This window comes from Henriciella litoralis (assembly GCF_002088935.1).
Taxonomy (GTDB): domain Bacteria; phylum Pseudomonadota; class Alphaproteobacteria; order Caulobacterales; family Hyphomonadaceae; genus Henriciella; species Henriciella litoralis.
Genome location: NZ_NCSS01000006.1, coordinates 1,400,133 through 1,425,628, shown reverse-complemented (window position 1 = coordinate 1,425,628; position 25,496 = coordinate 1,400,133). Strand labels below are relative to the sequence as shown.

27 protein-coding genes are annotated in these 25,496 nt (G+C 60.2%); 21 read left to right on the top strand and 6 right to left on the bottom strand.

All coding sequences use genetic code 11. From position 1 onward, the window contains the following. Positions 1-45: 45 nt before the first annotated feature. From B8783_RS10350 to B8783_RS10340, 3 genes are all read right to left on the bottom strand, one after another. Complete coding sequence (locus tag B8783_RS10350) at positions 46-648, bottom strand: DNA-3-methyladenine glycosylase I (RefSeq protein ID WP_084420052.1); 603 nt, start codon at positions 646-648, stop codon at positions 46-48. Between the two features lie 47 nt (positions 649-695). After that, entirely contained in the window at positions 696-1,505 is an 810-nt protein-coding gene (gene ygfZ, locus B8783_RS10345) for a CAF17-like 4Fe-4S cluster assembly/insertion protein YgfZ (protein ID WP_169711773.1), read from the bottom strand. 102 nt (positions 1,506-1,607) lie between these two features. Continuing rightward, positions 1,608-2,147 carry a biotin transporter BioY gene (locus tag B8783_RS10340; RefSeq protein WP_233355745.1) on the bottom strand — a complete coding sequence of 180 codons (540 nt, stop codon included), beginning with the start codon at positions 2,145-2,147 and terminating at the stop codon, positions 1,608-1,610. 168 nt (positions 2,148-2,315) lie between these two features. Between B8783_RS10340 and B8783_RS10335 the strand changes: the two genes are divergently transcribed. The 13 genes from B8783_RS10335 (at position 2,316) to B8783_RS10275 (ending at position 13,613) form a co-directional block, all read left to right on the top strand. After that, positions 2,316-2,765, top strand: a complete 450-nt coding sequence (locus tag B8783_RS10335) for a hypothetical protein (RefSeq protein ID WP_084420050.1) — start codon at positions 2,316-2,318, stop codon at positions 2,763-2,765. Between the two features lie 45 nt (positions 2,766-2,810). Further along, complete coding sequence (locus B8783_RS10330; protein WP_084420049.1) at positions 2,811-4,154, top strand: dihydroorotase; 1,344 nt, start codon at positions 2,811-2,813, stop codon at positions 4,152-4,154. Then, on the top strand, positions 4,151-4,738 hold the full coding sequence (locus B8783_RS10325) for an HD domain-containing protein (RefSeq protein WP_084420048.1): 588 nt from the start codon (positions 4,151-4,153) through the stop codon (positions 4,736-4,738). The genes B8783_RS10330 and B8783_RS10325 overlap by 4 nt, the downstream gene beginning before the upstream one ends. 73 nt (positions 4,739-4,811) lie before the next feature. Beyond that, the gene (locus tag B8783_RS10320; RefSeq protein WP_084420047.1) at positions 4,812-5,780 is read left to right on the top strand and encodes a cupin domain-containing protein; all 969 of its coding nucleotides are present in this window, start codon (positions 4,812-4,814) and stop codon (positions 5,778-5,780) included. Beyond that, entirely contained in the window at positions 5,777-6,538 is a 762-nt protein-coding gene (locus B8783_RS10315; RefSeq protein WP_084420046.1) for a hypothetical protein, read from the top strand. The genes B8783_RS10320 and B8783_RS10315 overlap by 4 nt, the downstream gene beginning before the upstream one ends. Further along, a complete protein-coding gene (locus B8783_RS10310) occupies positions 6,535-7,317 on the top strand; it encodes a hypothetical protein (protein WP_084420045.1) in 783 nt (260 codons plus the stop codon). The genes B8783_RS10315 and B8783_RS10310 overlap by 4 nt, the downstream gene beginning before the upstream one ends. After that, a complete protein-coding gene (locus B8783_RS10305; protein ID WP_084420044.1) occupies positions 7,314-8,093 on the top strand; it encodes a hypothetical protein in 780 nt (259 codons plus the stop codon). The genes B8783_RS10310 and B8783_RS10305 overlap by 4 nt, the downstream gene beginning before the upstream one ends. After that, the gene (locus B8783_RS10300; RefSeq protein ID WP_084420043.1) at positions 8,090-8,881 is read left to right on the top strand and encodes a hypothetical protein; all 792 of its coding nucleotides are present in this window, start codon (positions 8,090-8,092) and stop codon (positions 8,879-8,881) included. Before B8783_RS10305 ends, B8783_RS10300 begins: the two co-directional genes overlap by 4 nt. Then, a complete protein-coding gene (locus B8783_RS10295) occupies positions 8,878-9,579 on the top strand; it encodes a hypothetical protein (protein WP_084420042.1) in 702 nt (233 codons plus the stop codon). The genes B8783_RS10300 and B8783_RS10295 overlap by 4 nt, the downstream gene beginning before the upstream one ends. A gap of 187 nt (positions 9,580-9,766) precedes the next feature. Then, positions 9,767-10,549 (top strand): hypothetical protein, encoded by a 783-nt coding sequence (locus tag B8783_RS10290; RefSeq protein WP_139792326.1) that lies wholly within the window; start codon positions 9,767-9,769, stop codon positions 10,547-10,549. Beyond that, entirely contained in the window at positions 10,546-11,283 is a 738-nt protein-coding gene (locus tag B8783_RS10285; RefSeq protein WP_084420040.1) for a hypothetical protein, read from the top strand. The genes B8783_RS10290 and B8783_RS10285 overlap by 4 nt, the downstream gene beginning before the upstream one ends. Further along, the gene (locus B8783_RS10280; RefSeq protein ID WP_084420039.1) at positions 11,280-12,041 is read left to right on the top strand and encodes a hypothetical protein; all 762 of its coding nucleotides are present in this window, start codon (positions 11,280-11,282) and stop codon (positions 12,039-12,041) included. The genes B8783_RS10285 and B8783_RS10280 overlap by 4 nt, the downstream gene beginning before the upstream one ends. 153 nt (positions 12,042-12,194) lie before the next feature. Next, positions 12,195-13,613 (top strand): M20/M25/M40 family metallo-hydrolase, encoded by a 1,419-nt coding sequence (locus B8783_RS10275; protein ID WP_084420038.1) that lies wholly within the window; start codon positions 12,195-12,197, stop codon positions 13,611-13,613. A 37-nt stretch (positions 13,614-13,650) separates the two neighbouring features. On the opposite strand, the gene B8783_RS10270 is transcribed toward B8783_RS10275, so the two are convergent. Together B8783_RS10270 and B8783_RS10265 are read right to left on the bottom strand one after the other, a co-directional pair. After that, positions 13,651-15,333: a S41 family peptidase gene (locus B8783_RS10270; protein WP_084420037.1), complete on the bottom strand. Its 1,683-nt coding sequence runs from the start codon at positions 15,331-15,333 to the stop codon at positions 13,651-13,653. Positions 15,334-15,545: 212 nt separating this feature from the next. Further along, on the bottom strand, positions 15,546-16,154 hold the full coding sequence (locus tag B8783_RS10265; protein WP_169711772.1) for a Crp/Fnr family transcriptional regulator: 609 nt from the start codon (positions 16,152-16,154) through the stop codon (positions 15,546-15,548). A 297-nt stretch (positions 16,155-16,451) separates the two neighbouring features. Between B8783_RS10265 and B8783_RS10260 the strand changes: the two genes are divergently transcribed. The 7 genes from B8783_RS10260 (at position 16,452) to B8783_RS10230 (ending at position 23,218) form a co-directional block, all read left to right on the top strand. After that, the gene (locus tag B8783_RS10260) at positions 16,452-17,234 is read left to right on the top strand and encodes an ion transporter (RefSeq protein WP_084420035.1); all 783 of its coding nucleotides are present in this window, start codon (positions 16,452-16,454) and stop codon (positions 17,232-17,234) included. Then, positions 17,231-19,093, top strand: a complete 1,863-nt coding sequence (locus B8783_RS10255; protein WP_084420034.1) for a feruloyl-CoA synthase — start codon at positions 17,231-17,233, stop codon at positions 19,091-19,093. The genes B8783_RS10260 and B8783_RS10255 overlap by 4 nt, the downstream gene beginning before the upstream one ends. A gap of 96 nt (positions 19,094-19,189) precedes the next feature. After that, a complete protein-coding gene (locus B8783_RS10250) occupies positions 19,190-19,576 on the top strand; it encodes a hypothetical protein (RefSeq protein ID WP_084420033.1) in 387 nt (128 codons plus the stop codon). Beyond that, the gene (locus B8783_RS10245; protein WP_233355744.1) at positions 19,573-20,109 is read left to right on the top strand and encodes a hypothetical protein; all 537 of its coding nucleotides are present in this window, start codon (positions 19,573-19,575) and stop codon (positions 20,107-20,109) included. The genes B8783_RS10250 and B8783_RS10245 overlap by 4 nt, the downstream gene beginning before the upstream one ends. Further along, positions 20,106-20,975 carry an RNA polymerase sigma factor SigJ gene (gene sigJ / locus B8783_RS10240; protein WP_084420032.1) on the top strand — a complete coding sequence of 290 codons (870 nt, stop codon included), beginning with the start codon at positions 20,106-20,108 and terminating at the stop codon, positions 20,973-20,975. The genes B8783_RS10245 and sigJ overlap by 4 nt, the downstream gene beginning before the upstream one ends. A gap of 134 nt (positions 20,976-21,109) precedes the next feature. Next, a complete protein-coding gene (locus tag B8783_RS10235; protein WP_084422050.1) occupies positions 21,110-22,654 on the top strand; it encodes an acetolactate synthase large subunit in 1,545 nt (514 codons plus the stop codon). A 12-nt stretch (positions 22,655-22,666) separates the two neighbouring features. Further along, positions 22,667-23,218: a chloramphenicol phosphotransferase CPT family protein gene (locus B8783_RS10230; RefSeq protein ID WP_084420031.1), complete on the top strand. Its 552-nt coding sequence runs from the start codon at positions 22,667-22,669 to the stop codon at positions 23,216-23,218. Between the two features lie 174 nt (positions 23,219-23,392). Here the strand turns inward: B8783_RS10230 and B8783_RS10225 are convergent, their stop codons facing one another. Then, the gene (locus B8783_RS10225) at positions 23,393-24,244 is read right to left on the bottom strand and encodes a hypothetical protein (protein ID WP_084420030.1); all 852 of its coding nucleotides are present in this window, start codon (positions 24,242-24,244) and stop codon (positions 23,393-23,395) included. A gap of 157 nt (positions 24,245-24,401) precedes the next feature. Here B8783_RS10225 and B8783_RS10220 point away from each other — a divergent pair, with 157 nt between their 5' ends. Then, the gene (locus tag B8783_RS10220; protein WP_084420029.1) at positions 24,402-25,478 is read left to right on the top strand and encodes a class I SAM-dependent methyltransferase; all 1,077 of its coding nucleotides are present in this window, start codon (positions 24,402-24,404) and stop codon (positions 25,476-25,478) included. Positions 25,479-25,496 lie beyond the last annotated feature (18 nt).

Genomic DNA, 25,496 nt, shown 5'->3' with positions numbered 1-25,496 from the left:
CGGCGTCGAGCCTTGGAAGCGGTTGCCGCGTCGTCAGCCTTTTCTTCATCTTGCGAGCGCCTGGACTTCTTTGTGCCGGGGGCAGCGGGTTTCGTGATCATTGACCATGCCAACCGCCTGCATGAAGGCGTAGACGATGACCGGCCCGCAAAACTTGAAGCCCTTTTTCTTCAGCGCCTTCGAGAGCTCTTCGGAAAGCGGCGTTTTGGCGGCCACGTCACTGACATCGGAGAGCTGGTTCACGATGGGTTTTCCGCCAGTGAACGCCCAGAGCCAGTCGGAGAAGTTTTCGCCGGCTTCCATCATGTCGAGATAGGCCTGCGCATTCCCGATCGTCGCCTTGATCTTGGTTGGGCTGCGGATAATACCCGGATTTTGAAGGGCTTTCTCGATGCGCTCATAATCCCAGCGCGCAATGCGTTCGGGCACGAAACCGTCAAATTCCTCACGGATCGCCTCGCGTTTCCTGAGGATGGTGATCCAGGAAAGACCGGCCTGCATGCCGTCGAGTTGCAGCTTTTCCCACAAGGCACGCGGGTCATATTCCGGCACGCCCCATTCTTCGTCATGATAGGCGCGGTACAGCGCGTCGTCGGCCGGGGCCCAGCGGCAGTGGAGCGTTTCGTCTGGTGAGATGTACATACCCATTCGCGATTGATGGCAGGCGCTCGCACGCTTGCCAAGGCTGCAAATAACTAGTCGGCGTCTTCTGATGATGCGATTGCGTCGAGTTCGCCTTGCAACCAGTCAGGGCCGAGTATGGAGACGGGGTTTCCACCAACGCTGAGCGTGCTGCCTGCCTTTGCGAGCCGATCAATACGAAGCTGGGCGAGCGCCTTGCCGCCGGCCGCGCTAGTGATCGTGCCGACGGGTGTTTCGCCGCTAACGTCTTGTCCTGCAGCTAGATCTTCGCCTTCAATCAACACAGTGCGCTTGCGGATCTTGCCGCGCCGATGGATGCGGGAGACGACTTCCTGGCCGACAAAGCACCCTTTTTTGAGATCAACGCCGTTCATCCGGTCCATATTGATCTCCCATGGGAAGGCCTCGGCGCCGGTAAAGTCGCGTCCCCATTCAGGCACGCAGGCCGCGATGGCGAGGGCGTCCCAGTCTGCTTCAGGCATCACCGGCAGGCTGCCATCGGCGACAAAAGCGCGGGGTGGCAGCGAGGCAGAGCGCGGGTCCGGCGTGCCGTCTTCTGTAATGGCGACAGCCTGTTTGCCATCGACAGCGATCTCGACCTTGGAGCGCAGACGGAACATCTGAAGGCGCTTCGAGAGATCGCCAACGGCATTGGTGGCGACGTCGAGGAGGGCGCCGGTTTCGGTGCGGAGGGCGATGAAATCGGCGATCACCTTGCCCTGCGGGGCGAGGAGGGCGCCGTAGCGGGCTTCTCCAACGCTCCAGTTCTGCGTGTTATTGGTTACCAGACGCTCAAGCAGGGCGAGCGTATCGGGGCCATCGAGGACGAGGACTGAGCGGTTGGGGAGAATTGCTGGCGTCATGAGGACGGATTTAGGTAGTCCGTCGCAAAGCGCCAGCTTTTCCCTCATTCAGACGGTGTCGTAGCGGTGTTTTTTTTGGCGGCTTTTAGTGTCGTGGGCGGCCTATTTACGGACTTGCTCATAGGCGGCGAGGATTGCCGCCCCAAGCGCCGATTTGATAACCGCGCCGATCAGGAAGGGGGCGACCCCGGCGGTGAACGCGGCCTCTGCACCGACAATTGTCGCAAGCCATGACCAGCCAGCCAGGAGGATCACGCCGTGCAGGCCGAGGAAGGCGCCAAAGCGCGAAACGTGGCCTTTTGCAAACGTGCGGGCGGCGACGCCTGCGAGGTAGCCCGCGACCGGGAAGGCAAGCAGGAAGCCAGCGGTTGGGCCAACAAAGGCGGCGATGCCGGACTTGCCACCAGCGAGGACCGGGGCACCAAGCGCGGCGAGCGCCAGCCAGGACACAATCATGGCGAGACCTGCGCGTGGCCCGGCAATTGCGCCGACGACCAGAATGGCCAGCGTCTGCATCGTGACCGGCACCGGAAACATCGGAACGGCAACATATGAGGACGCAGTCAGCACGCCGATCCCTGCAATAAACAGGGCGGCGTTGCGCAGAAGGGCGGTGCGGTCAGTCATCGTATCGGTTTGCATGGCGGGAGGCTCTTTGTCGCTTGATATTTTCTGCGCGCTCTGTGCTGCGGCGCAGCAGCGGCGTCAAGACCGGCCCGAATTTTCCTCCTCCGGCGGATAGCGTCTATGGTCGTCTCAGTGGCCGGGCCGATTCGCCGGAACAGCCCATGGATGAGGAGTGCGCGAGCGATGCGATCAGGATTGAGCCTTGCAGCAGCCTGCGCTGTTCTTTGTCTGGCGGCGGGCTGCCAGACGCAGAAGTCCCGCGCCTCCTGTCAGCAGGATGTCGAGCGGATCAAGGCGACAACGCTTGCCTCGTCAGCGCATCTTGATGCCGCCAATATTGAGCTGCAGGCGGCAAATGCGGCGCTGGAGGCCTGCAAGGATTTGACGCAAACCTGCGCGGCAGACGTGTGGCTCGCGCGAACACTGGCCCTTCGCGCCGAGCATGAAGCCGTTGAGGGCGCGTTCAGACGCGCGGTTGAAGTGTATCAGCCGGATGCCTGCGTGCCCTATGTGCAGGCCTATTCGCTGAACCCGCTGCCACCGCAGACCTATAGTGCCTATTATTCGCGCTTGTCGGAAACGGGCATGCAGATCGACCAGCTTATCGCGGCGCTCGCGCATTTTGCAGGCTGAAACCGGCGAGTGACTCCACCCCTTTGAAAGCGCATAAACACGCTCATGACCCAGACCTATGATTTGATCCTGAAGAACGGCACCGTGGTTTCGCCCGGCGGCGAAGAGCGTGTTGATGTGGCTGTGCGCGGCGAGAAGATTGTCGCGATTGGCAAGTTCGACGCGTCGCAGGCCGGCGAAACCTATGACGCGACGGGCCTTCACATTCTGCCCGGCGTGATCGACAGCCAGGTTCACTTCCGGGAACCGGGCCTCGAATACAAGGCCGACCTTGAGACCGAGGCGCGCTCTGCCGCGCTTGGCGGGGTGACGGCGGTGTTCGAGATGCCGAACACAAATCCATCGACGACGACGCCGGAAATGATGACCGACAAACTCGCCCGCGCCAAAGGCCGGATGGATGTCGACCACGCTTTCTATGCCGGCGCGACGAATGACAATCCGCATCTTCTGGCTGAAATGGAGCAGATGCAGGGCTGCTGCGGGGTGAAGGTCTTCATGGGCGCCTCGACCGGCGACCTTCTGGTCAAGGATGATGAAGGTGTCGAAGCGGTGCTCCGCGCGATCAAGCGGCGAGCGGCCTTCCACTCAGAGGATGAATACCGGCTCGAAGCGCGCCGGGACCTCGCCGTGCAGGGCGACTGGCAGAGCCATATCGTCGTGCGCGATGTCGAGGCGGCTGTCAGCTCCACCCGGCGGCTGCTGCGGCTTGCGCGCAAGACGGGCAAGCGTATTCATGTGCTGCATATCTCTACCGCCGAAGAGATGGAGCTGCTGCGCGATGCCAAGGATGTGGCGTCCGTAGAGGTGCTTCCAAACCACCTGACGCTAGCGGCCCCCGATTGCTATGAGCGCCTGAAAGGCTTTGCCCAGCAGAACCCGCCGATCCGTGAACAGCGCCATCAGGATGCGTTGTGGCGTGCGCTCAATGCCGGGATCGTCGATGTGGTCGCGACCGATCACGCCCCGCATGCGCGCGAAGAAAAGCTGCGGCCCTATCCGGCCTCGCCATCGGGCACGCCGGGGGTGCAGACCTTCGTGCCGATCATGCTGACCCATGTGAACAATGGGAAGCTGACGCTGCGCCGCTTTGTCGAGCTGACCTCGGCCGGTCCGCAGCGCGTCTTCGGCATCGCCAATAAAGGCCGGATCGTGGAAGGCTATGATGCCGACTTCACGGTGGTGGACCTGAAGCGCAAGGAAACGATCACCGAGGACTGGACCAAGGCCAAATGCGGCTGGACGCCCTATGATGGTTTCGAGGCGACCGGCTGGCCCGTCGCGACCATCATCCGCGGCCAATTCGTGATGCGCGATGGCGACATCACGCAAAAGGGGGGCGGCAAGCCGGTCAAGTTCAACGAGACGCTGGAGCCTGTGGAGATTTGAGCGTTTCAGCCGAGCTGACTGAAGGGCTCAAGGTCCGCTATGGCGAGGCGCAGCGGCACTATCATACTTGGGACCATATCGAGGCGTTGAAGCGCCACTTCGATAGCTTGTCCGAGAGCTGGCGCCGGCCTGAACCGGTGCTCTGGGCGCTCTACTGGCATGATGCGATCTATGACCCGACGCGCCCCGACAATGAAGAGCTGAGCGCGCAGCTTCTGGAAGAGGAGGCGCGTGGGCACTTGAGCGAGGACGATCTCGCTTTCGCGGCTGAGATCATCCGGGCGACGGCGAAGCATGATGTGCCGGACGGGTTGAGCGAACAAGACCGCGCCGACCTGGCGCTGTTCCTCGATATCGACCTGTCGATCCTTGGCGCCCCGGAGGCCGTCTTCGACGAGTATGAGGCCAATGTCCGCAAGGAATATGCTTTTGTGCCGGACGAGGCATTCCGGGCCGGGCGTGCGCGTATTCTGAAGGGCTTTGCCGAGCGGGCGGACATCTACTTCACCGAAGAAGGCCGGATGCGCTGGGACGCGCAAGCGCGCCGCAATCTCGAGCGGTCACTTTCGACTTTGGCGGATTGAAGAACGGGAAAGCGCGATTTAGCTTTGCATCGTGGCATTTGGCGGTAAGGTTCCTCTAGGGTGGGGGAACGGGATGAGCGAAGTCGCAGGCGGGGAACAAAAACCATTGGAAGATGTGCCCGCCGAAGCGGATGGGCGGCGGCTGGAACGGATCAACCGCTGGCTGACGCTTGCGGCTAATCTGGGCGTGCTGCTGGGGCTGATCGTCCTCATCATCGAGGTGCGCCAGAACGCGGCGCTTACCCGGGTCAGCCTTGAGGCCGAACGCGCTGCGGCCCAGGCGCGCTATGAGATGCACATGGCCGATCCGGCCAACTCGGAAGTGTGGATGAAGGCTGTTTACACGCCGGAGGCGCTGACCCCGACAGAGCTGCGCGTGATGGATGCCAACATGGTCGTCGCGATGATGACCCTGGAACATCTGATGACTATGCGAGACGGCGGCCTGGTCGATGATCAACGTGTCGCCTGGCATGTCGAACTCAATGCGCCCTTTTATTTCGGTTTCGCCTTCGGCAAGAACTGGTGGAAGGAAAATGCAATCGGCTGGCAGGGATCTGATCTCTATCCGATCGCCGATCCGATTGTCAGGAATGTCGATGAGACCTTTCTCCAGCAGTATTATGAAAGCCTGAAGACCACCGCTGCAGCCCCGCAGACATCTGATCCGGGCGACAAACCGGCATCGAAATTCACCCTTCTCGACCTGCCGCGAGAGGCGGTAGCCCCAGGGATAGTCCGCCAATACGTGACCGGCGATGAAAGCACGTTCTCGCGATGGGAAGTTGCCGCGGGCGGCGTGGTGCCGATGCACGGCCACTATAACGAGCAGGTCACGCTCCTCCTCTCAGGAGCCGCTGACGTTACATCCGGCGACCAGCGTATCGCACTCACGGCGGGCGACATGCTCGTCCTGCCGCCGAACGTGCCCCACGGTTACACGTTCACTGAAGACAGCGTCGTGATCGAGTTTTTCGCCCCGCGCAGGCAGGACTGGCTAGACGCCGCCGGGGCGGGTCCAAACTGGGCGCGCGAGCCATGATCCTCCGCCGCCTCTCCAAACACGTCAAAGACCAGAACTGGTTCGCCGTCGCACTCGACTTCATTATCGTCGTGCTCGGTGTCTTCATCGGTCTTCAGATTTCAAACTGGAATGATGCCCGCGCCTTCGATCAGCTGGAGCGCAATTATCTCGTCCAGCTGAAGGACGAGGTCGAACTCAACCGGCGGATAACCGAGTACCAGATCGCCTATGTCGATACCGTGGTCGAATCCGGGAAGCGCGCGCTCGTCTATCTTGAAAGCGACCGGCAATGCGAAGCGGATTGCGCCGACCTGCTGGTCGATTTCTTCCATGCCAGCCAGGTTTGGGGCGCGCCGCGCACCCTGACGATTTTCGAGGAAATGGAACGGCTCGGCCTGCCGCGCGATGCGGAGAAGCGCCAGACGCTGATGGACCTGTACCGCTCTCTCGACGGCTGGGATTTCGTCAACCTGTCGCCGCCGGCCTACCGGGAATCCGTGCGCGGGTACTTCTCGCCCGAAGTGAGCGAGGCGCTGTGGCGCGATTGCATAAGGTATCCCGATGACGTGTTAGAAGAGCTGGTGCGCGATTGCGTCGACGACCTGAGGGCGATGGATACTTCTGCAATGCTGGAAGACATGCGCGCTTCGCCTGACCTTGCAAATCAGTTGCGATACTGGATCGGCCAGAATGTCGTCGCGCAAGTCCTGTTGCCGGACGCGCTTGGGAACTCTGACTCTGCTCAAGCGGCCATTGATGAGGTGCTTGCTCGATGATCCTCCAGCGCCTTGCTACCTCGATCCGCAAGCAGGACTGGTTCACCGTTGTGATCGAGACGCTGATTGTTGTGCTTGGTGTGTTTCTTGGTATTCAGCTCGGCAACTGGAATGCGGACCGTGAGACGCGGGAGCGGGCGGCGGTGTTCAGTGAGCGGCTGACCGAGGACCTCTTCTATGAGGCGTGGGCCTATGAGTACCTCATTGACTATAACAACGATGTTCGCCTGAGCGCGCGGGCAGCGCTGGACGCCCTGTCGGGGGAGGCGCCGCTTTCCGATGAGCAGTTCCTGGTCAATGCCTACCGCGCGACCCAGTACAAATATAATGACCGCGGCCGGGCGACCTATGACGAGCTGATCTCCATGGGTGAAATCGGGCTGATCGAAGATGAGACGCTTCGCACGACAGCCGTGTCGCTGTTTGCGACAGACCTGTTTGACGTGATTGCACAAGAGGGGCGCGCAGCGCCGGTGCGGACGATCTTTCGACGCAAGGTGCCGGCGGCTGTCCAGGCGGCGGCGTTGCGACAATGCGGAGACCGGTTCGTGCCAAACGGCGACTATGAGGCGATTGTCGGGTCGCTTTCCTATCCCTGTTCGCTGGAGCTGCCGCTCGGCGAGATCAAGCGCGCCGCTGATCTGCTGCGGGCCGATCCGGACCTCATTGAGGCGCTGCAGATCCGCTTCGCCGATGTCGAGACGGCGATCACCGATCTTGAAACGGTCAATGCGCCTATGGTGGCGAAGCTGCGAGCGATTGCTGGGCGCAACGAATGATCCTCCAGCGCCTCTCCCAATCCATCCGCAAACAGGACTGGTTCACCGTCCTGATCGAGACGCTGATCGTGGTGTTTGGTGTGTTCATCGGTCTGCAGGTCAATAACTGGAACGCGTCGCGGGTCGCTCGGGCCGAAGCCGGTGACCTGCTGGCGCGCATGCTGATCGAGGCGCAAGAGACGCAGACAGACCTGGCTGATTATCAAGCCATCCATGCAGGCATTCTGGACCGGGCGATCCAACTGTCCATCCGCCTGACCGAGGTTGAACGCTGCCTCGCCATGGACGATGACACGAAGGAGCTAGTGCTGGGTGTGGGTGACTTCCCGCCGCCGCGCTTTTCGCTGGCAACGGCCAGTGAGGCCATCGGCTCAGGCCATCTGGCGGTCATCGGCTCGGGCGACATCCGTGAGGAGGTGCGCCGGATCATCGATGAGATGACCTTCCTCGAGCGGCAATGGCAGCGCTATATCCGGGTCAAGCAGGATAGCGAACTGGCGATCTACACCGCCGCCGGGCTCAGTCTCGTGCGCGATGAAAAGCTTCAGCTCACACCGGGAGGCGATACCTGGGAAGGCGTGGACCAGTACCGCCTGCAGACCCCGGAGGGCATCTGCGGCAAGTCGGAAATGGTTGCCTTTGCCTCAAATGCCGCGACGACGCAGCATATCTATACGCGGTACATGGATGAAGTGTCGGCAACGCTCGAAGCCTATGCCGCCCTGCTGGCGGCCGAGGCCGGAACGACGCATGAGACAGGCGAGGCCGCCGAATGATCCTGCAGCGCCTCGCCACCTCGATCCGCAAGCAGGACTGGTTCACCGTCCTGATCGAGACGCTCATCGTGGTGCTCGGCGTGTTCCTCGGTATCCAGCTCGGCAATCTGAATCAGGCGCGGGTTGAGCGAAACAGCGAGCAGGTTCTGCTCTTGCGCCTGCAGGAGGAGACCCGCTCCCTTCTGGACACACAGAAAGAAGAGCTGGCCGTACATAGCCCTCGCCTGGGGTTGGCCACAGACGCTAATTCCGTCATGTTTTCGCTCGTGCCGTCACGGCCCCTCACCGATGATGAGTGCTGGGCTCTGCTCGTTTCACACTGGATTCCCTCGCCCACCGAAGAATTATCGAGCCTTGATGACCTCATTTCATCCGGCCGGTTTGACCTGATTTCCAACCCTTCCGTGAAGTCGGCCCTGCGCGACTATGCTGTTGTGCAGGAACGTTCCCGGGTTGCGCGGGCAGAAGCGGTCAACGAACTTTTCCGGCTTCACACCCGGTATCCGGACGCCATCTGGCTCGAAGTGGGGGGGGCAGAAGATGCAGACTACGTTCGTCCAAATGTGTCCCCTGACGACGAAGGCCTGGTGTGGCGATATAATTGTGACATCGACCAGATACGCGGGAATAAGGGGCTCCTCAGCGAGTATAGCGACAACATTGCTAGGTTGGAATCATACCTCCAGCGCTACGAAGACCGGATCGCGGTCCTGACCGTACTGGATGCTGAACTGACGAAGGAACTGGGCACGTCAGGTTCGCCGCGCGAAAGTGAAGTCGCGCCATGATCCTCCAGCGCCTTGCCACCTCATTCCGCAAGCAGGACTGGTTCACGGTGGTGGTGGAAACGCTGATCGTTGTGTTCGGGGTGTTCATCGGTCTGCAGATGAACAACTGGAATGAACGACTGAACGCCGCGAGCCGGGAAGCCAATCTTATCTCGCAGCTTCACGCCGCGTTTGTGGTCGAACTGGAGAATGTGAAGGACGGCCATGCCTACACGGTCTCGCTGAGGGATGCGACGAGCCATGTGCTGGAGGTGCTCGATGGCGATGAACCGCCAGCTGACACCGAAGCGTTCGCCGAGGAGCTGTTGTTTGCGCTGCAGTCGATTGGCCCGGTTTTTGAGGTGCCGATTGTGTCGGTGATCATGTCGACCGGTGACCTGGCTGAGCTTTCCTCGCCAACACTGAGAAATGCTCTGACCGATTACCATTTCCAGATCGATGGGGTGCGAACACTGAGCGTCAACCAGATGAGAATGCTGGCTGACCTGTCGAATGGCGCTCAGAGGGGCCTGCGCATCGTGATTGATGATGAAACCGGCCTCTACCGGATTGCCGAATATGACTTCGAAGCGCTGAAATCTGCGCGCGAGCTCTATCAGGCGCAGTTGACCACTCAGATCCACCTGCTGGAATACATTGGGGATGTAGAAAGAACGACCGAAACGATTGTCGAGGAACTGGAAAGGCAACGGCGATGATCCTTCGCCGCCCTGCTGATGCGTTTCGCAATCAGGACCAGGGTCTCGTGGTCAATCCTGTAACGATGCTTTAAGCGTTGTCCCGGGGGCTCGATGGAGGGGGCAAATGCGGTTTGTAAGACGTTTGACGGGCACGCGCTCGGGATGGAAAACCTTCATTTTTGAAGTCATGATTGTTGTGTTTGGTGTGGTGATCGCGCTTCTGGCCAATCACTATGTCACGCAACTAAATCGCCAGGCACAAATGCTGGAAATCATGAAAGGGGTGGAGGCTGACCTTCTTTCAATTGTGCAAGTCGCCAGCGAGCGCCTTGCTGTGGAGCCCTGCAGGCTTGAGCAGGAAAAAAGCCTGCTCACACTCTTGCAGCGGGACGACCCATACTGGGAACCTGAGGTGTCAGCATCACTGAACACCGGTTTCGATGATCAGGCTGTGCCGTCCGTCTTACGAATGCCGTTGAGATTTTGGCCGGTTACGAGCTGGCAAGCTGCGACGTCGAGCGAAGGATCATTTGCCCTGGATCGAGCACAATACTCACTTTTGAATTTCGTGTTCGAGTCTGCGGAAGTTGTGAATCTTTCAATTGAAGACCTTCGGCAGAAGCGAGCGGAGCTGTCTCATCTTGCGATTGGTGGTGAGATCACCGCTGCTCAACGCCGGGATGCCATCTCCTTGCTTGCGGATATCTCCTCGCAGGAAGCACTTATGGCGACCATGGTTCGCGAAGCACGCGAGGCGATCGTGTCCTTCGCAGACTTTCAGACAGACGCAATGGTGTCTGAATTCGAATTTGACGCCAACGCGGCCAGCCTGGGTGTGCAGGAGATGATCAGCACCGGGCGTGAAATATACGGAGAATGTCTTCGGGCCGGCGAATACGAGCCAATGATCAAGCTTTACGAACGCCTTTTGGGCGAGGAGATTGACCGCAGTTTTCTGGAAGATGCGGCTGATGAGGGGACAGAATGATCCTCCAGCGCCTCGCCACCTCCATCCGCAAGCAGGACTGGTTCACGGTCCTCATCGAAACGCTGATTGTGGTTTTTGGTGTCTTCGTGGGTATTCAGCTCGGCAACTGGAATGAGGCTCGACAGGATCAGTCGGGCCTGCTCAGCACTGTCGAGCGCCTGAAGGGAGAGGCCGAGCTCAATCTGAAAATCGCGGATGGCGTTATCGAGCTTATCGATGATTTCGAAGACGGCCGGATCGCCGCAATGCGCGCAATTTCATCCTGCGATGCCAGCGAGGAGGCGCAGCAACGTGTCGAAAGCGCCATGGAGGAAATGATGTCTGATCTCTCGCCCGAGCTTGTCGATTTCAGTCTGACGGAGCTTGGCCGCCGGGATGAGTATCTCGACAGGCTGTCAGATGAGTTCCGCGAGGCGATGAACACATATCAGGGCCATCTGGCGGAGGAGAAATCAGCGCTCGCCTCGAACAATGTCCTGCTTTGGGATCAGCATGTGATCAAGCACCCCGCAATTGGGGCTGAGTTTACGCCCGACGATCCGGAGACGTCTACAGAGCTGAAGCTACGGGTGCCGCTCGCCGTACTTTGCCTGGACGCTGAATTTCAACGGGAGTTCGCGGTCACCGCCGGCTTTGTCGAGTCCACTAAACTCCGCCTCAAGCGCTTCCAGACCCGGACACGAGATTATCTGGACGCCCTGCAGGACGAACAGGCGAGGCTCGACGCCAGATGATCCTCCAGCGCCTCGCCACCTCTATCCGCAAGCAGGACTGGTTCACCGTCCTCATCGAAACGCTGATCGTGGTGCTTGGCGTGTTTCTCGGTATCCAGCTTGGGAACTGGAACAATGCGCGATCTGAAAGAGCGCAGGAAACGGAGCTTCTGCAGGCGCTTCATCAGGAAATCGAGACCTCCATTCGCCTCACGGAACAGAAAACCGATGCGATCAGGCAGGTGGTGAACGCCGGCAAGCGCTCACTTGCGTTTCTTGAGGCGGGCGAAAGCTGCGGCGACGAGTGCTGGCCTGTTCTGGTCGACTTCTTTCATGCCTCCCAGTGGCAATCGATTGAGGTCGACCGGTCAACTTATGACGAGATGAGACGGCAGGGTTTTCCGAGATCGCGGGACGTCATCAATTCCGTTGAGCGCTATCTCGCCCAGAACGCCACCCTGGCGATCACCAATATCCTGCCCGCCTATCGATCGCGCGTGCGCCAGCTCATTCCGCTGGATGCGCAGGAATTCTACTGGAATAATTGCTATTTTCTGGACGATGGCGCGGAAACCTATGACCTCGACTGCCCGAAAGGTGTCAGCGACGCGGCTGCCGCGCGCGCCGTCCAGAATATCGCCGATACGCCCGATATTGCCCTCCTCCTCACCGAATGGGCCGGCCTCCACTCCGCGACCCCTGCCGACCTTGTTAGCCAGAATGAGGCGGCTGAGCGGGCTCTGGAGGTGATTGAAGCTGAGCTGGAGCGCCGTCGATGATCCCCAAGCGTGCCCCAAGCCAAGTGAATGACCGACGCGGGCCTTGGGGAAAGCGCAACCGGCGCCGTTAAATTTCTTCGATGACTCGACCGTCATAGTGGCTATGGTTGGCAGATGCGCTGCGACTGCGCGCGAAACAATCGGAGACATTTCATGGCTTACAGATTTTCCCTTCTGGCTGGCGCGGCCTTTCTGGCAGCCACCCCATTCGCTGCGGCCCAGGAGCGCACGCCTGACGAGCTGAAGGCGCGAGAGATCTATTCCAATGTGATCGCCATCCGGTCCGCCCGCGGGCAGGGCAGGGTGCATGAGGTGGTCGACTATTTGAAGGGCGAGCTGAAGGACGCCGGCTTTGCAGATGCCGACATGGAAGTCACCGATTACGACAATAAGGGCGAGCCGACGCAGGGCCTGATGGTCTGGTACCGGTCTGAAAACCCCGAGCATGAGCCGATTGTCCTGCTGGCGCATATGGATGTCGTCGATGCGCTGGCCGAGGACTGGGTGCGCGACCCGTTCACGCTGACCGAGGAAGAAGGCTATTTCTTCGGGCGCGGCACGGCCGACAACAAATATGGCGTCACCAATCTGGTGCAGACTTTCATTCGCCTGAAAAAGGAAGGCTGGCAGCCGAACCGCGACATCGTGATGGTGCTGTCGGGGGACGAGGAGACCGGCATGGTCTCAACGCGTGGGCAGGCCGAATATGTCGATGAGAATATCAAGCCGGCTTTCATCCTCAATGCGGATGCGGGCGGTCTTTCGCTCGGCCCTGCCGGTGAGCCGCTCTATTATGGTGTGCAGGGGGCCGAGAAGACCTATGCGACCTTCGAGCTGACGGTGACCAATCCGGGCGGACACTCGTCCACGCCGCGCGAGGACAATGCCATTTATGAGCTGTCCGAAGCGCTGCTGAAGATCCGCGACCATAAATTCCCGGTGATGTCGAGCGAGCTGACGCGGGCCTCAATGCGGGTCGGCGGGCGCCAGCGTCTCGACGGGCTTGGCAAGGCGATGCGGGACTTTGCAGACGACCCGACCAATGAGGAAGCGATCGAGGTGCTGCGCGCAAATCCATCCACGGTCGGCACCATCGGCACAACCTGCGTGGCGACCATGCTACGCGGCGGCCATGCCGAGAACGCGCTGCCGCAATCGGCCACCGCGACGGTCAATTGCCGGATTTTCCCTGGTGTCGGCATCGATGCCACCGAAGAGACCCTCAAAGAGGTGATCGGCAATGAGGACGTGAAGTTCGAACTGATCTCAGACTTGGTGGAGAGCCCGGAATCGATCCTGCGCGAAGACGTGACCGAAGCGATCAAGGTCTCGCTGGCGGACCGCGGCCTCGATGTGCCGATCCTGCCGCACATGTCTTCCGGCGGTACGGACGGGATGCATTACCGAAATCTCGGCTATGACACGGTCGCGATCTCGGCGGCTGCTGCCAAGCAGAATGATACGTTCGCGCACGGCCTGAATGAGCGCCTGCCGGTCAAGAGCTTTTATGACGGGCTCGACCACTGGTCGATCATCCTGAAAGAGCTCGCGGGCGACAAGACGGCGGACTAGCGTTAGGGGGGCTGTGCGCCCCCTCCGCTCAATTAATCTACTTTGTCCGGCCGCGATACTCGCCGGGCATGGAGAGGTCGCGGTTGTTCTCAAAGATGTCGCGCGGTGGAGCTTTAACCGCAGGGCCGACGCTTGCGGGTGCCGATTGCGGTGCCGATGACGGATCGCTATCTGCGCTGGCGCTTGCGGATGGCGGGGTCGGGCAGCTTCCATCGGCCCGGTATTGCAAAGCGGCCGCCAGCAGTGGATCGGATGTGCTGCCAAGCGGGGCTGACAGCTCATCGGTGACGGTACAGCCGGGCGCGCGAACGCCGAACTGGAAGGATGAGTTCTGGGGCACGAAGCCGTCGGCATAATCGCCGAAGCCCTTATCGTTCACGCCCTGAAACTGGATCGTGTAATAGGTCTCGCCGCAATTATCGGTCGGGTAGAAGCCAAATGGTTTGCCGCAGGTTGTATCGCCGATCAGCACCACTTCGACATTCACGCCGCGAAGGCCGTTGATGACCGCCTCGCTGGCACTGCAGGTGCGCTCGGTCGACAGGATATAGACCCGGTCAAGATTTAGGGCTGGCAGCGAAGCGCCGTTTGCGAGCGAGAAACCCTGACCGGTACGATAGAAGGGGATCGGGTTGTTCGGGCTGCCGGTGACCGGATTTATGTTTCCGGCCTTGTCGTTGAACCGGAGTTTCTCGAACGTCCTGCCATTGGTGCGGCTGGTGCCGGCGACCATGTAAGACAGCTGGCTGGCCACGGCGAGAAGCCCGCCGCCATTATAGCGAAGATCGAGGACGAGATCGCTGACGCCGGCGTTCTGCATGTCGCGCATGGCATCGGCTATCTGCTTCTCCGAGGAGAACGGGCTGAACGTCGTAAAGTGGATATAGCCAACCTTGCCGCTCGCGGTGTCCAGTATGTTTGTCTGATTGACCGGCTGGCGCACGATGTTCTCGGCCGACAGGGTCACCGTGCGTTCGGTGCCGTCAGGGTCGCGGACCTTGAAGGTGTGGGATTCCCCGGCGGTGTCAGGATAAAGACCATCATTCAGCGTATCGACCGCGCTTTGACCGCTCGCATTGATCAGGTCGACGCCGTCGATCTCGAGAATGCGTGAGCCGCGAATGAGTTTTTGCTGACCATTGACGATGGCTGCGGCGGGCGAGTTCGGCTCGACATAGCTGACTCTGAAATCGCGAGGGACGGTTGTCGAATAAGCGATGAGGTTCGCACCATATCCCGGCGTTGCAGCCGAATTGCGCTGTTCGAGATAATCCTCAGTTGGCTGACTGAAGTGGAAATCGTCCTTGTCCTCACCAGAGGCCGTGGTTTCGTCGGTTTTCAGTAGGCCGAAATAGGTCTCCCGATTGTCATAATTATAGGGGTTCAGGTCCGGTACTTCACCGGGCCAGAGATAGGTCTCATTGGTCCAGGAGCGAAGCCAGAACAGCTCTTCGACAAGCGTGCCCCGATCGTCCGGAAACGGATTGCCCTCGATATCGACGCCGGAGCGAGGGTTTGCGCACTGGTCCTTGAACTGGCTGGCTGCAGGGTAGACGCCCGGCGTGTAGGTCGGCCCGCCCGTGCCGGGAGGTGGGGGAGGCGGGGGCGGCACAGCTGGCGATCCGCCACCACCACCGCCGCCGCCGCAAGCGGACACCAGGCCAAGCGCGGCTGATGCAAGCAAGGTCTTAACGAGCGGTCGGGTTTGGGGAGCAGTCATGGCCAGTCCTCAGCAAAGGGTATGATCTACCTGAAGTACGGCCCGGCGGAGCCTTTGGGTCAACACGTTTTGGCAGGTGTCGCTTTCAGCCTTGCGGCGTGAACGGCGGATGGTTTCACTCCTGATCATTGAGATGCCCGCGCCGATGTTTCGTCGTCGCGGCGCTTTTCAAATCCGCTGTGGCGGCGAGGGCCGTCCGAGGACTGAACGGATCAGCCCCGATCTGTCTGTTCTTCCAGCCGTTCCGGATCCTTGAAGGAGATCGTCCCATAGCCAAGCGACAGGATATCCATTTCCATCAGCTTTCGCAGCGTCTGGTTGACGGTGACCTTGGAGAGGCCAAGCTGACGGGAAATATCTGCCTGCGTACAATCGATCGTGTTTTTGCCGGCTGGTTGCATACGCTGGATGATGGCCAGGAAGTTGATAATGCGCTGGCGCGCCGGAAGCCGGCGGGCGTCATCATATATCTCAAGGAGCAGCGCCAGGCGTGAGGTCGTGACAAAATGAAAGGCGCGCAGATATTCCGGATCTTCCTTGAAGATCGGAATAACCTCATCGACAGGGATTTCATTGATGACGGTTGGTCCGTCGGCTATCGCCGCGAGACGTCGTGTGATGGTGTGACCCGTTGGATTGGGCAGCGCCGCAAACTCACCAAAATGGTGGCCGGGGCCGAGCCGTGCGAGGCTGTGGAATCCGTCATTTCTGAGGAATTTGCCAAAGAAGACGCCGCCGGTTTCAATCCAGCCCATCGTGCGCACAGGGTCGCCATGGGCGTGGAGCGACTGGCCATCGCGATAGGACTTCGGACTAGCCATTGATTTGAGGACGTCCTGTTGAGGTTTGCCCAGTATTTCGAAAAAGGCCGGTAGCCCAAAGTCAAACATTCTATTCGCCCCTTGAAAGTATTGTTTTTCCTGACGTCCCCCGACCAGATCGTCAGTCAAAGGAATAGTACAGAATTTTAATATTTGAAAGCCGTGGTTAGTTGCCGGCTTGATATTAACCGGTGGAGTTGACAATCAAGGCTTCCAACTGCTTCGCGCATCGCCGGGCCAGAAACGTTGGGCGTGCGCATATTGATCTTGGCGCGAGCGCGTGTGACATGAACGCGAATGAGTGATCGCACCGGACTCAATCGCCAGCTCTTCTGGCTGTATGAAGGCACAGGGGGCACATCCTATGTGTTCCGCTGGTGCCTCCTCGTATTTGACCTCGTCACGATCGGCTATTTTCTCTGGGCGCCATTCGATTCCCGTGAGCGCGGCCATTATGTCATCGATTATGTGATCGGCGCGCTGATCCTTCTCGATCTGCTGGCGCGGTTCTATATCACCAAGCACAAGCACCGGTTCTTCACCAAGTGGATCAACTGGGCCGACATGATTGTCGTGCTGACGATGTTCGCGCCGCTATTTGTTTCCAATTTCGCGTTCATGCGAATTCTCCGCGCGGTTCGTGCTGTCCGGGCATTTACCTTTATTCGCCGCGTCAAAGTGCTGACCCCGTTTTTCGATCGCCATGAGCGCGTCATCGACAAGGTGACGAATCTGGTCGTCTTCGTGTTCATCATGGCGGCTGTTGTCTATGCGACCCAGGTCGGCCGAAATGAGGACATTCACACCTATATCGACGCCCTTTACTTCACGGTGACCAGCCTGACGACAACCGGCTATGGCGATGTATTGCTTCAGGGGCAGCTTGGCCGGTTTATCTCCATTCTTGTGATGGTGCTGGGATTGTCTTTCTTTCTGCAGCTCCTGCAGGCCATCGTGGAGCCGGAAAGCAAGGTCGATTGTGAATGCGAAACGTGCGGCCTGATGCGCCATGACCGCGACGCGGTTCACTGCAAGCATTGCGGGTCCATCATGAGAATTGAAACAAGAGGTATTGGATGACGTCAGATATTCCGTTTCGGGACATCCCGTACTTGCCCCAAAAGCTTGACGTTGAGCGACGCAGCGATGGCAGCATCGTGCTGCGCAACGGACAGCCCATGCGTCCCTATCCGCCGCATATGCTGGCGCCGATTGTCTACTGGGCGGCGAATGCGCCAGAGCGGACCTGGCTCGCTCAGCGCGACCCGGACGATCCCTCGCGGCCCGGCTGGAAGACCATCACCTATGGCGAGGCGCTGAAAGACATCCGCGCGCTGGCGCAAGGCTTCCTCGATGCTGGGGCTGGCCCGGACAGCCCGGTGATGATCCTGTCGCGCAATGCGATTGAGAATGCACTCGTCATGTATGCCGCGATGTGGGCTGGTAGCCCCGTTGTGCCGGTGACACCCGCCTATGCGACGCTCAGCCAGGATTTCGCGCGTCTGAACTATATCGATGGTCTGACCAGTCCGGCGATGGTCTATGTCGAGGACGGCGCGGAATATCAGCGCGGTCTTGATGGCATGGATGTGGGCGAGCGACTGGTCATCTATCGCAAGAACCGGCCTGAGGGTGTCACTACGTCTTCGCTGGAAGAGTTTGCGACAGCGCCGACGAGTGCAGTGGACCTTGCCTATGACCGCCTGTCTGAGGACACAGTGGCCAAATACATGCTGACATCCGGGTCCACCGGAGAGCCGAAAGCTGTCATCAACACGCATGGCAACATTGCCTGCATGGTGAAGATGATCCGCTCTATCTGGGATGTGGAGCGCCTGGAAGCGATATCCGATGGCCCACAGGTCATGATCAGCTTCCTGCCGTGGAGCCACACCTATGGTGCCAACTCCATCCTGCATTCGATGACCGACTGGGGTGGCACGCTGTATATCGACTGGGGCGCACCGACACCTGCGCGCCTGCCGGAAATGCTGCGCAATCTGAAAGAAATTGCGCCGACCCAGCATACCACAGTGCCGGCAGCCTGGAGCGCGATTGCGACCGAGCTGGAGCAGGACCGGGATCTCGCGGAAACCTTCTTCTCACGCATCATGGTGATGGCCTATGGCGGCGCTTCGATGGGGCAGGATATCTATGAGCGGATCCAGAAGGTCGCCGTTGAGGTGACCGGTGAGCGGATCAGCCTGTCGGCCGGATATGGCGCGACCGAGACTTCTCCGACCATCTCGAATGTGCATTGGCCGAGCGATACGATGGGCCTTCTTGGCCTGCCGCTGCCGGGCTGCGAGATGAAGATGGTGCCGGTTGGCGAGAAGATGGAGCTTCGCGTGCGCGGCCCAAGCATCACGCAAGGCTATTATCGCAATCCTGAGAAAAGCGCAGACGCGTTTGATGAGGAAGGCTTCTACTGCCTCGGCGACGCGGTGAAATTCAAGAACCCGGATAACCCGAATGAAGGCCTCGCCTTCGATGGCCGGATTGCAGAAGAGTTCAAGCTCGCCAATGGCACCTGGGTGTCGGCCGGGACGGTTCGCGTGAAAGTGGTGGAAGCCGTCGACGGGCCGCTGTCAGATGTCGTGGTGTGCGGCCTTAATCAGGAGGCCATTGCGCTTCTTGGCTTCCTCAATGAAAGCTGGTGCCGCCGGGAGACCGGACGCAATGTGCCGCTGGAAGAGCTTGCCGCTGATGAGGGCGTGCGCACGGCAGTACTCGAGGGGCTTAAGCGTTACAACCAGAAGCACCCCAATGCGGCCGCGCGGATATCGCGGATCCTGCTGCAACCGGACGTCCCAAAGGCCGATGCCGGTGAGATCACCGAGAAGGGCTATATCAATCAGGGTAAGGTCCAGGCGCTGCGGACCGGTGAGGTTGAGCGGCTTTATGCGGCCGAGCCGGACGAGGATGTCATCCGCGTCTGATCTTTGCTCGGCGAAGACGTCTGACCATTTTTTTTCGCCCGGCTGTCACAAAACCCGGAGCTGCCTCGTCATGTCCCTGAAAGCAGGAGACATGCGATGTGGCGAACAACTCTTTTTTTAATTTCCGGACTGTTTCTGGCGATAGCGGCGTCGATGTGGTTCACGCCGCACACCTGGTACGAAACCGTGCCCGGTGTCGCGATGATGGGGCCGTTCAACCTGCACTTCATCCGGGACATTGCTCTGGCGTTCCTGATGAGCGCGGGCGCGCTGATATATGGCGCCTGGAAACTTAATAGCGGCGTGGCCATTACCGGCGCCGCCTGGCCTTGTATGCATGGGCTGTTTCACATCAGCATCTGGATCGGCCGCGGCGTGCCGCTGGATGACATTGCGATGGTGAACCTCTTTGGCATCCAGCTGCCAGCCTGGCTGGCTCTCGCGGCAGCTATCAAACTCCAAACAGAGAAAGGTCGGCCATGATCCGCTCAATCTTGCACCGGGCCGCGCGCTCTTTAGCGCGGCGTTATTCCTATGATACGACCTATCTGCATGAGGTGATCGATGTGTCGCCGGGCGCGGCGATGGGGATCCAGCGACTGCGGGGCTTTTACAAGTATCGTGGGTCGAAGGCAGGGCTGCCCGTCTGGTTCGGAGCCCTGCTGGCCTCGACGCTGGAGGGCGATTGCGGGCCCTGCGTACAGCTTGTGATCGACATGGCGCTCGAGCAGGGCATCGAGCCCGCTCCCATCCTGGCTTGCGTCGAAGGGCGGCCGCATGAAGCCGGTCCTGTCGGTCTCGGCTTCAGGTTTGCCGGAATGGCGATTGCCGACGATCTGGAAACCGACACGCTGCGCTGCGAAATCCAGACGGCGTTTGGGCGCAAGGCCGCCATTTCCTGCGCGTTCGCGGCGGCTGCCGGCCGGGTATATCCGGTGATGAAGCGCGGTCTCGGGCATGGCAAGGCGTGCCAGAAGCTGGACATTTCCGGCCATATTGCCAAGCTCGCCGCATGACCGCGGACCTCGCCCTGTTTGAAGCTGAGCGACCTCAGCTGATTGCGCTCTGCTATCGCATGCTGGGTGAGAAGGCTGAGGCCGAGGATGCGGTGCAGGATACATGGCTACGCTGGGAAAGGGCCGACCGGAGCGAGATCGAGAATCCGGGCGCCTGGCTACGCAGAACGGCAACGCGGATTGCAATCGATGCATTGCGTTCAGCGCGCATGCGCCGAGAGACTTATCCCGGACCCTGGCTGCCAGAGCCGCTGGTGAGCGCCGAGGGGCTCACGGTCGAGGAAAGCTTTGCACTGGCTGAGGAGTGCGAGCTTGCCCTGCTCTGGGCGATGGAACGTCTGTCTGAGACCGAGCGGGCCGCTTTCATCCTGCGCGAGGCGTTCGATGCAGGCTATGACGAGATATCGGCTGCGACCGGCAAGAGCGAAGCGGCCTGCCGACAACTGGTGAGCCGCGCCCATAAACGTTTGCAGGAGACCGGTCCGCGCTTCGATGCTGACCCGGAGGAGGTCAGCGCGCTGTTGCAGCGTTTTCTGGCCGCATCGATGGCGCGCGATCATGAAACGGTCCTGTCGCTCTTTTCGCCCTCGGCCATCGCCTACACCGATGGCGGGAAGAAAGCGCGCGCCGCCCTGCGGCCGCTTTGCGGACCTGATGAGATCATGCATGTGATGTGGGCCGTCATGGACAAGCAGACGCGCCAGAAGATCAGCTGGTCGCTGGAGGCAGGCCGGGCGAATGGCTCACCGACGATTGTCCGGCGCGTGGGCGATATTATCGATATGGTGCTGACCATCGCGCCAGATGCGCAAGGACGCATTGCCTGGGTCTATTCGATGCGTAATCCAGACAAGCTTCCACGCTGATCGCGTCAGACTGACAAGGCTGCGCGGCAGCCCTCGCGCGGTCTCTGCCCTTTCCAAGCTGGACATGATCCGCCACAAGAGCGGTAAATGCCTAATGCAGAGGAGTTGAGATGGCTGACACAGTGACGACGACGATGACGGGCGCAGATGCGCTGGTTGCGACCCTCGCAGATAATGGCGTGGGTGCCTGTTTTGCCAATCCGGGGACATCGGAGATGCACCTTGTGACGGCGCTCGACCGGGAGACGCGGATCAAGTCTGTGCTTTGCCTGTTTGAAGGCGTCGCGACAGGCGCTGCGGATGGCTATGCGCGGATCGCGGGCAAGCCGGCGATGACGCTGCTGCATCTCGGTGCCGGGTATCTGAATGGCGGGGCGAATATCCATAACGCCAAGCGGGCCTACACGCCGATGATCAATGTGATCGGCGATCATGCTGTGCCGCATCGCAAATATGATGCGCCGCTCAATTCTGACATTATGGGGCTCGCGGGGCCAAACTCGATCTGGATCAAGTCGGCCGACAGCGTGAAGGTGACCGGGAAGCTCGCCTCTGAAGCCTATGCCGCAAGCTTTGGACCAGAGCCCGGGCCGGTATCGCTGATCCTACCAGCGGATTCGGCCTGGGAAGAGGGCGGGGAAAAAGGCGGAGAGGCCAAAGTGCCACCGCTACGCCAGACGCCTGCGGCGAAGATCGAGGCGGCCAAGGGCGCGATCGCACGGGCGAAATCGCCGCTGATCCTGATCAATGGCACGGCGCTGACCGAAGAGGGCCTTCAGCAGGCGGCCCGTCTGAAGGGCGCGGGTCTGCGCGTGATGACGGACACGTTCTACTGGAAGATACGCCGCGGCGCGGGCCATTTTGCGCCCGACCGCATGCAGTATTTCGCAGAAGGCGCGATGGCCGATCTTGAGGGCACGGATTTGATGCTGGTTGCGGGCACCTCGCTGCCAGCGGCCTTCTTTGCCTATCCGGGCAAGCCGAGCCTGCTCGTGCCGGAAGGCTGCGAGACATTGAGCCTTGGCGGGCATGATACCGATAGCGCGGCGACGTTGAAGATGCTCGCCGACGCGCTGGACGCAAACGCGCCAGCTGATCCGGTATCGCTTCGCAAGCCGGATATGCCGACCGGAGAGCTGAATGCTGCCGCAGTTGGCAAAAGCGTGGCGCGCCACATGCCCGAGAACGCAATTGTTTCAGATGATGGCGTGTCCAACAGCTTGCCGGTCTTTGCGGGGACGCAGGGCGCAGAGCCGCATGACTGGATGATGCTGACCGGCGGGGCCATCGGGCAGGGCCTGCCACTGGCACTCGGCGCAGCGGTTGCGGCGCCGGACCGGAAGGTGATTGCGCTGACCGGAGATGGCGCGGGCATGTACACCAATCAGGCGCTCTGGAGCATGGTGCGCGAAGGGTGCGATGTGACGGTCATCGTCTTCGTCAATCACACCTATCGCATCCTGAACATTGAGCTTCACCGTACCGGTGCGGGCAATCCGGGGCCAACGGCGAAGGATATGCTGGCCATTGGTGAGCCGGATATCGACTGGGTGAGCCTTGCTGAATCGGTTGGCGTTCCATCGACGGCAGCAACGACGGCTGAAGAGTTCGATGCCGCCTTTGAAGAGGCGATGAAGACGCCGGGGCCAAGGCTGATCGCGGCGCTTGTGCCGGGCTGATAGAGGGCGGGTATGGCGAAAATCGTCATTCTCAACGGGACGAGCAGTGCGGGCAAGTCGACACTGGCCGGAGCGATCCAGCGCTTTGCGAGCGGCCCTGTGCTGCGCGTCAGCATGGATGACTTTCTGGAGATGATGCCGCCGCGTTTTGCCAATGACGACGAGGCATTCAGTTTTCAGCTGGTTCCGGGCGCTGAGCCTGCGGAAGTCGAGATCGGGACGGGGTCCTACGGCGCCGCCCTGATGCGGGGCATGCGAACCTCAGTTGCTGCGCTCGCCGATCAGGGGCTCGATCTGGTGGTTGATGATGTCATGCTGGGGGCTGATGATCAGGCGCACTATCGCGAAGTGCTGGCCAAACATTCAGTGACTTTCGTTGCAGTGCGCTGTTCGCTCGAGACAGCCGAACAGCGCGAGCGCGCGCGGGGGGACCGCGACATTGGTATGGCGCGCTGGCAGTATTCGCGGGTGCATGCGGGCCATGACTATGATCTTGAGGTCTGGACGGACGAGGAGACTGCGGAGGTCTGTGCGCGGATGATTGTGGAGGCGGCCAGACTTTAGCGCTTGGTGGCTTCATCCTTCGACAGGCTCAGGATGAGGTTTGGGCGGGATCAGGATGAGGTTGGGGCGGGCTCAGGACGGGTTATCGATGAGCTGTGCGTGCCGCAATGCAAAACGGCCTCACCCTGAGCTTGTCGAAGGGCGAGGCCGTCTGATTTTGATGCGAGGTTTCGTCTAGTTCACGAATTCCCAGCGGTCGCCGCCGACGTTACAGGCGGTGGCGGGCTGGTTGCCGCGATAGACGGTGCGGCATTCGCCGGTGTCGCGCGGGGCGGAGTAGCCGGCATTGTAGCCAGTCGTCGTCGCGCCGGTGGTGGCGCCATATGACGTGTCATAGGTGGTGCTGCCATAGCTTGAGCTGCCGTAGAGCTCGTCGCCGCTATTGTACGGATCATTGCCGTAATAGCTGTCCTGCGGATACTCGTAGGAGTTGCTGCTATAGGTTGGCTGACCGCCATAGGTCGTCGTGGTGCCGCCATAGCTATCATAGCTGTTATAGCCGCGATTGTAGCCATTATTGTCGTATGGCTGGCGGGTAGGGGCGTAGACCGTCTGGTTGCCATAGCGTGGGTTGTGCGTGGTGTTGTAGGCCGTGCGGTCGCAATTGGTTGCGCTGCCGCCGATCGCACTGCCGGCAAGGCCGCCGACAACCGCGCCGATGACGGCACCGGCAACCTGGTCGCCATTGCCATTGCTGCGGTGACCGCGTCCGCGATAGCCGTAATTGTAACCCCGGTTATAGCCGCGATTGTAACGCGAGTGGCCGCGGCGACGGTAATCGTCGTCATCGTCGTCTGCGATGGCCGCACCAATCAGGCCACCCGCCACGGCGCCAAGAAGGCCGCCTGCGGTCTGGTTCGAGCGACGGGTCGTCTCGCAATTGCGGTTATAGGCAGGCTGTTGGTGACCATAGCTGGACTGGTAACCATTATTGTAGGTCGAATACCCATATGACTGGGCACCCGCAGGCAGGCAGAGCGCGAGAGCTGCTGTACTGCCGATAATTGCCATCTTCATATTGGGCATGCGTGATCTCCTTTGGTCGCAGGACATAAGCGCCCTGTTTCTACACTTCCAACTATACCAAACGAGCCTGAATGCAGGCTGAAGGGAAATTTTCATAGTTTTCAGTGCATTAATTGTGCCACTGGACGGAACAGCCGCTGTGCACCATCTTTTGGGCATGAGCATTCTTGATGAGACGGGCAAAACCGCCGCGCGGGCGCGGTACACAGCAGCGCAAGGGCTTCGGTCCGCCTGGTATGGTGCGCAATATGCGATTGCGAAGCGCCGGTCTGCCGGGTTCAACCGGCCAGGCGAGCCGAAATTCGTGCCGTCCAATCCGGTCGATACCAAGCAGCTACGAGCGTCCTTCTTCCGGCTGTTTGCGCAAGACCGGGCGAATATCGAGGCGGGTCTCTACCCCAAGCCTGAGGATGTGCGGCTGTCGGATTTGCCGAAGGCGGTCAAACGCGCGCGGCACTTTCTGAAAGATGTTGCCGAAGTGGACCGCCGCCGTGTGGCGCGCGACGGCGACGAGGTGGCCGAAAGGCTGGAGGGCAGTAACCGATATCCCGATTATTACCGCCAGAACTTCCACTATCAGACCGATGGCTGGCTCTCTGATGAAAGTGCCAAGCTCTATGATCATCAGGTCGAGGCTCTGTTTACCGGATCGGCCGATGCGATGCGGCGCGCCGCGCTAGCTGAGATCGCGCATGAGATGAAGGGCCGCGACCAGCGTGAGGTCCAGCTGCTGGACTTGGCCTGCGGCACCGGGCGGTTCCTGCGCGAGACGATGCGGGCCTTCCCGCGTCTCAAGGCGAGCGGTCTGGACCTTTCACCGAACTATGCTGAGCGTGCCCGCAAACAGGTCGCGCCATGGCCGCAGGTAGAGATCATAGAGGGGCAGGCCGAAGTCATGCCGCTGGAGGATGAGAGCTGCGACATCATCGTGTCGATCTACCTCTTCCATGAATTGCCGCTACAGACCCGCCGGGCCGTCATGAAAGAGGCTGCGCGCGTGTTGAAACCGGGTGGAGCTTTTATCGTGGCCGACAGTCTTCAGTTTGGCGATGAGTCGGGCCTCGATGGCATTCTGGAATATTTCCCGGAAGGCTTTCACGAGCCCTATTACAAGGAATATCTCGGCTATGATTTTGAGCCGCCGATGATTGATGCCGGCTTTGGGCTGGAGCGATCCACCAATGCCTTCCTCACGAAAGTGAATGTCTGGCGCAAAACGGCTGCCCGGACATGAACATGCCGCCCCCCTTGC